The sequence below is a fragment of the Pseudomonas sp. genome (genome assembly GCF_041601375.1).
Classification (GTDB): domain Bacteria; phylum Pseudomonadota; class Gammaproteobacteria; order Pseudomonadales; family Pseudomonadaceae; genus Aquipseudomonas.
This window is the reverse complement of sequence record NZ_JBFIIG010000223.1, coordinates 1-5,995: the sequence shown is the minus strand read 5'-3', so window position 1 is coordinate 5,995 and position 5,995 is coordinate 1. Positions and strand designations below refer to the sequence as shown.

6 protein-coding genes and 1 pseudogene are annotated in these 5,995 nt (G+C 62.4%); 2 read left to right on the top strand and 5 right to left on the bottom strand.

Features of this window, described 5'->3' with window-relative positions; translation table 11 throughout:
• Positions 1 to 472, top strand: a pseudogene (locus ABZE94_RS19575) (hypothetical protein); the annotation flags it as partial.
• Positions 473 to 833: 361 nt separating this feature from the next.
• On the opposite strand, the gene ABZE94_RS19570 reads toward ABZE94_RS19575, so the two are convergent.
• Both ABZE94_RS19570 and ABZE94_RS19565 read right to left on the bottom strand, forming a co-directional pair.
• Positions 834 to 1,316 (bottom strand): GAF domain-containing protein, encoded by a 483-nt coding sequence (locus ABZE94_RS19570; protein WP_372877611.1) that lies wholly within the window; start codon positions 1,314 to 1,316, stop codon positions 834 to 836.
• Complete coding sequence (locus tag ABZE94_RS19565; RefSeq protein WP_372877609.1) at positions 1,313 to 2,203, bottom strand: ATP-binding protein; 891 nt, start codon at positions 2,201 to 2,203, stop codon at positions 1,313 to 1,315. Before ABZE94_RS19565 ends, ABZE94_RS19570 begins: the two co-directional genes overlap by 4 nt.
• A gap of 117 nt (positions 2,204 to 2,320) precedes the next feature.
• On the opposite strand from ABZE94_RS19565, the gene ABZE94_RS19560 reads away from it, so the two are divergent.
• The gene (locus tag ABZE94_RS19560; RefSeq protein ID WP_372877607.1) at positions 2,321 to 4,654 is read left to right on the top strand and encodes a response regulator; all 2,334 of its coding nucleotides are present in this window, start codon (positions 2,321 to 2,323) and stop codon (positions 4,652 to 4,654) included.
• On the opposite strand, the gene ABZE94_RS19555 is transcribed toward ABZE94_RS19560, so the two are convergent.
• The 3 genes from ABZE94_RS19555 to ABZE94_RS19545 all read right to left on the bottom strand — a co-directional run.
• Complete coding sequence (locus ABZE94_RS19555; protein ID WP_372877606.1) at positions 4,638 to 5,108, bottom strand: MarR family winged helix-turn-helix transcriptional regulator; 471 nt, start codon at positions 5,106 to 5,108, stop codon at positions 4,638 to 4,640. The two genes, ABZE94_RS19560 and ABZE94_RS19555, sit on opposite strands and share 17 nt — an antisense overlap.
• A complete protein-coding gene (locus tag ABZE94_RS19550; protein WP_372877604.1) occupies positions 5,105 to 5,590 on the bottom strand; it encodes a glutathione peroxidase in 486 nt (161 codons plus the stop codon). Before ABZE94_RS19550 ends, ABZE94_RS19555 begins: the two co-directional genes overlap by 4 nt.
• 151 nt (positions 5,591 to 5,741) lie before the next feature.
• Positions 5,742 to 5,995 (bottom strand): hypothetical protein (locus tag ABZE94_RS19545; protein WP_372877613.1); only part of this gene is annotated, 254 nt, incomplete at its 5' end.

The following is a 5,995-nucleotide window of genomic DNA, read 5'->3' as shown; positions in this document are numbered from 1 at the left end:
TGCCCAGGGCGATGCGATTCCGCTACCGAATCCGTTGCAGCAGATCGTCAGCGAAGTCAAAGCCAAGGAAGTGCGCTTTCAACTGGAAAACCTGCACGGGCAAATCACCCGCTGCGCCCAGGACGGCATCCTGCCCGCCAATGAAGCCAAGCACTGGGTCAATGAAGTTCGCCACATGCTGGTGCAATTGCATATCGAACTGTTCGGCAACCTGGGCCAACTGGCCCTGCAACAAAACCAGCCCGGCCAGGCGCGCCTGGCGTTCGAGCGCGGCGTGCAGTTCCTGCGCAAGCAGGCCGACAGCGCGCGCTACCAAGCACCGCTGCAGAAATTCGAAGGCCAACTCGCCCGCGCCAATGCCATGGTGGTGGACATGGGCAAGCCGGCAGCCGACGACGTCAGCGAGCTGACCGATGGCCTGAAGAGCCTGGAAGGCGATGAGGACTGGAAGAAGAAGAATATTTACGACTGATTGGATCGTGAACAAACGCTCGCCTGCTGCGAGGTCGTCTCCTGACGCCCTGCGCTCTGACCAGCCACCGAGATCAATCCACAACCCGTAGGGTCACTCGCCGCAGGCAGTGCACCACTGGTTCACCGGCGTGGCACAACAGCTGGCGGGTTGTCGCTGCGCTCCGAAGCCGCCCTACGGACTGCGTAGGCCGCCCGATCTGGAGCAATCCGCGATCCGTAGGGTGTCACTCGCCGCAGGCAGTGCACCATGATTGATCGGCGCGGCGCACATTCGGCAAGCGGCCCTGCGTTGGCCGAATCTGACCGGCAAGGCCTGCTCCACAGCAGAACTGAAGTGCACCCTGCCGACCCCAATGGTGTCAACAGTCGCTAAGCTGCAAGAAAATCTCGACCAGCCGCTCGATCCCGGCCTGATCCGCTGCGGTAAAACGGGCCAACTGCGGACTGTCCAGATCCAGCACGCCGATCAACCGCTCCTCCTTCAGCAGCGGCACCACCAGCTCGCTGCGCGAGGCGCTGTCGCAGGCGATATGCCCGGCAAAGCCGTGCACATCCTCCACCCGCTGCGTTTGCCGGGTCGCCGCCGCCACCCCGCACACCCCGCGCCCCATGGGTATGCGCACGCACGCCACGCGCCCCTGGAATGGCCCCAGCACCAGTTCATCGCTTCGTACCAGGTAGAAGCCCGCCCAATTGAGCGCGCTCAGTTCCTGGAACAACAAGGCGCAGAACTGCGCGGCATTGGCAATGAAGTCGCGCTCATCGGCCAACAGTGCCTGCAGTTGTGCAGCCAGTAGTGAATAGTCAGCGGACTCGGCGTCGGCTTGCGCAAGGTCGATCATGCCTGGCTCTCCAGGAGTTGCAGCCCGACCCAGTGGCGGGCGAATTGATAGGCACAGCGACCATTGCGATTACCGCGCCCCAAGGCCCAGCGAATCGCCGCTTTTTCCAGGGCCTCGTTCCACTGCCAGTTCAAGCCAGCCAGCGCCGCCTGTATCTCGATCCAATGCCGCACCACATCGAGGAAGTGATCCTGGCTGAAGGGGTAGAAAGACAACCATAGGCCAAAACGATCGGACAGCGCGATTTTGTCCTCCACCGCCTCGCTGGGGTGCAGTTCGCCGTCGACCATCTGCGAAGCCTCGTTGTCGCTGTGCTTCTCCGGCAACAGATGGCGGCGATTGGACGTGGCGTAGAGCAGCACATTGTCTGGCGAGCGCTCCAGCGAGCCATCCAGCACGCTTTTCAGCACCCGGTAATCACCCTCACCGGCCTCGAAGGACAGATCGTCGCAAAACAGCACAAAGCGCTGTGGTAAGCGCATCAGCTGCTCGACCACTCGCGGCAGATCCGCCAGATGATCGCGTTCGATCTCGATCAGGCGCAGCCCGGCCGTGGCATGTTCAGCCAACAGCGCACGCACCAGCGACGACTTTCCCGTGCCGCGCGCGCCCCAGAGCAAGGCGTGATTGGCCGGCAGGCCGCGAATGAATTGCCGGGTGTTGCGCGCCAGCTGCTCACGCTGAGTGTCGACACCGATCAGGTCACTCAGCTTCAGGTCGAGGTCGATGCTCAGCGGCTGCAAGTAACCGCTGCGCCCCTCACGATGCCAGCGTGCGGCCAGGCTGTGCTGCCAGTCGATATCGCCACGCTGGGCCGGCAACAGCGGCTCGAGGCGCGCAAGCACGCTCTCGGCGCGCTGTAGAAAAGCATTTAAACGGGAATCCACGACTCGCTCCTTGGTGTACGCCTTGATGTTACAGCCGGGCTGCCAACTGCTCCTGCCGAAAGGAGGAACGGATGGGCTATGCTTGGCAAGCGCACGGACCCGAGACTATTGCCACCCATGGATATACCGCTCACCCAACGCCTGTCATTCAAACAGGCCAGTTTGACCGTATTGGTGGCGTTTATCCTCGGCACTGCGCTCAGCTTGATTCAAGTGGGCATCGATTATGCCAGCGAGGATGCCTCCATCAACCGCGAGATTAACGCACTGATGGATATCAGCCACAATCCCGCCGCGCGCATCGCCTACAACATCGATGCCGAGCTGGCCCAGGAACTGGTACTGGGCCTGCTGCGCTCACCGGCGGTGATTCGCGCAGAGATCATAGACAACAGCAACATGACCCTGGCCAGTGTCAGCCGCCCACCCAGCGCAAACCGCTACCGGCTGCTCAGCGACTTCCTGTTCGGCGAGCAGCGCCAGTTCGAAACACAGCTGTTCGTCAGTCACGCGCCCGAGGAAGCCCTCGGTGTGCTGCATCTGGAAGTCGACACCTATGCGTTCGGCAGTCACTTCCTGCGGCGCGCCATGCTGACCTTGCTGACCGGCTTCGCCCGCAGCCTGCTGCTCTCGCTGATCCTGCTGGTGCTGTTCTACTTCATGCTGACCAAGCCGCTGACCGAGGTGATTCGTGCGCTCAGCGGTCGCGACCTGCACACGCCTAACCGCAACAGACTGCCCTGCCCGCGCGGCCATGAGCGCGACGAAATCGGTATCCTGGTCGACGTGACCAACCAGCAGCTGTCCAGCATAGCCATGGAGATCGAGCAACGTCGCGACGCCGAGGATCGCCTCACCCAGTACCTGGGCGAACTGGAGAACATCGTCTCTGCACGCACGAACGAATTGACGGCCACCAACGCGCGCCTGCTCGAATCCAATCAGGAGCTGGAACAGGCAAAACGCACTGCGCTGGACATGGCCCAGGCCCGCTCGGCGTTTCTCGCCAACATGAGTCACGAGATCCGCACCCCGCTCAACGGCCTGCTCGGCATGCTCGCACTGTCCCTCGACGGTCCGCTGAACAACGAACAACGCCAGCAGCTGTCGATTGCCCACGACTCAGGCAAGATACTGGTCGAACTGCTCAACGACATCCTCGACCTGTCGAAATTCGAAGCCGGCCAGCTGGAACTGGAAAGCATGCCCTTCGACCTTGGCAGCATGGTCGAAGACACCGCCAGCCTGCTGTCGCAAAATGCCTTGCCGGATGTCGAATTGACCTGCCTGATCGACCCTCAACTGCCTGCGCAAGTGCTCGGCGACCCGACACGGGTGCGCCAGATCATCAGCAACCTGCTTTCCAACGCCCTGAAATTCACCCGCTCCGGCCGCGTCGACATCCACGTCGACAGCGGCCGACGAGGCATACGGATCCTGGTGCGAGACACCGGCATCGGTATTGCCGAAGAGGCCCGTGCGCGCATCTATCAACCCTTCGCCCAGGCAGGGGTCGGCATTACCCGTCAGTTCGGCGGCACCGGCCTTGGCCTGGCGCTGACCCGCCGCCTGTGCGAAGCCATGCAGGGGCGGCTCGAGCTGGAGTCCAAGGAAGGTTCAGGCAGTCAATTCTGCGCGGAGCTGCCACTGCCGAGCCATATCCCCGCGCCCGCCCTGCCAGTACTGACCGGGCGGGTCGTGGCCCTCAGTTCGGCCAGCTCAGGCCTCAACGAACTGTTGGGCAAGCTGCTGCCGGCATGGGGGCTGGAGTATCGACGCCTGGACCCCGACAGCAACCTGCTCGGTGTCGCCGCCGACCTGTTGATCAGCGATAGCCCCGAATGCCTGCCGGGCATGCGCTCGACGTGCAAGGTGCCGATCCTGCTGGTCACCGCCTACGGCAACTTCCTGCCCAGCGAACAGGCACACGCCCTGGCGCCGCTCGAACAGATCGCCCGGCCGCTGTCGCGCCAAGGCCTGCTCCAGGCATTGCGCCGCAGCCTCGGCCAGCGGATGGAGGGTGCACCTGCGCCAAGCCCCGCCGAGCAACAGAGCGAACAGCGGGCACGGGTGCTGCTGGTGGAGGACAACCCGGTCAACCAGCTAGTGGCCAAAGGCATGCTCGGCAAACTCGGCTACGAGGTGGTGCTGGCCAACCATGGCGCCGAGGCCCTGAGCCAGCTGGCTCAGCACGACATCGACCTGGTGCTGATGGACTGCAACATGCCGATCATGGACGGCTATGAGGCCAGCCGCAGAATTCGCCAGGGCGGGCACCATCCCGAGCTGCCGATCATCGCCCTGACTGCCAACGCCCTGCCCGATGAACGCGAGCGTTGTCGCGCTGCCGGCATGAACGACTACCTGGCCAAACCCTTCCGCCGCGAAGAGCTGAATGCCTTGCTCGAACGCTGGCTGCCGACGCCGACAGGCCCTAGCGCAACACCATGAAGCGATCGAGCAACTGACCAACGCGGCTGCGCAGTTCGACCAGCTCATCCACCTCGACCCCCTGCTCGCACAGCAGCTGCTGGCGCAACGGCAGCACCCGCTCACGCAAGGCACGGCCCGCCTCGGTCAATGCCAGGTGCACCTCGCGCTCATCCACGGCCGAGCGCTGGCGCAATAGCAAGCCAAGCTGCTGCAACCTCTTGAGCAGCGGGGTCAGGGTGCCCGAATCGAGCAGCAAGCGCTCGCCCAGGGCCTTGACCGTCGGCTGTGCCGGCGGGACCAGCTGCCATTCCCAGAGCACCAGCATCGCCAGGTACTGAGGGTAGGTCAGATTCAACTGATCGAGCATCGGCTTGTAGGCACGGATCACCGCCCGCGAAGCCGCATACAGCTTGAAGCACAGCTGGTTGTCCAGCTGCAGGGGGTCTTCGCGCTCGAACGCCTCGGGTTTCATTTGAGCAGGGCTTCGATCTCGGCAGTCAGATCTTCCGGCTTGGTGGTCGGCGCGAAACGCTTGATCTGCTTGCCGTCGGCACTGACCAGGAACTTGGTGAAGTTCCACTTCACACCCTGGCTGCCAAGCAGGCCCGGGGCTTTTTTCTTCAACTGGACGAACAAGGGATGGGCATCGCTGCCGTTGACATCGACCTTCTTGAACAAGGGAAAGCTGACACCGAAGTTCAGCTCGCAGAACTCGGAAATCGCCCCCTCATTGCCCGGCTCCTGCTTGCCGAACTGGTTGCAGGGAAAACCCAACACCACCAACCCCTTGTCCTTGTACTGCTGCCAGAGGCTTTCCAGGCCCTTGTACTGCGGGGTGAAACCGCATTTGCTGGCGGTATTGACCACCAGCACGGCCTTGCCCGCGAAGTCGGCCAGGGTTTTCTGCTCGCCCTTGATGGTGGTGACGGGGATATCGAACAGGTCGTTGCTCATGACAGGCACCTTTGTTGAGGGGAAAGTGTGAACACCATATCGAGCAATTTAATTGTACGCAATTTAATTGCCGGAAAACGAGGCCCACCGAGGACGGGCCACAGTGGAATGATGGATCACCCTCTTGAAAATGCAGGAGCCGGGGGGACGCCTAGTCGGGGACGCCGAGTCGGAGCCGTTTGGCCGGAGCCGCCCAGTCCTTGCTGTGGGCCGGCAATCCGGCGATAGCCAGGAGGCGCCCGACCTGCTGGTCACCAGCAAGCTGACTCTCATCAAACAAAATATAACTCATTGTTTTTGCTCTTAAAAATCTAAGCTGCATGAACCAGCTCCATCCCGAGTTGGCGGGCCTTGCGTAGCAGGGCTCGCAGCTGTCGCTCTTTGCTTTTGGCTTCGTAAGCTTCC

Excerpts from the sequence above, each read along its gene's own strand:
- ABZE94_RS19570 (WP_372877611.1), bottom strand. The coding sequence starts at position 1,316 with ATGATCGACCTTGCGCAAGCCGACGCCGAGTCCGCTGACTATTCACTA.
- ABZE94_RS19555 (WP_372877606.1), bottom strand. The coding sequence starts at position 5,108 with ATGAAACCCGAGGCGTTCGAGCGCGAAGACCCCCTGCAGCTGGACAAC.
- ABZE94_RS19550 (WP_372877604.1), bottom strand. The coding sequence starts at position 5,590 with ATGAGCAACGACCTGTTCGATATCCCCGTCACCACCATCAAGGGCGAG.
- ABZE94_RS19560 (WP_372877607.1), top strand. The coding sequence starts at position 2,321 with ATGGATATACCGCTCACCCAACGCCTGTCATTCAAACAGGCCAGTTTG.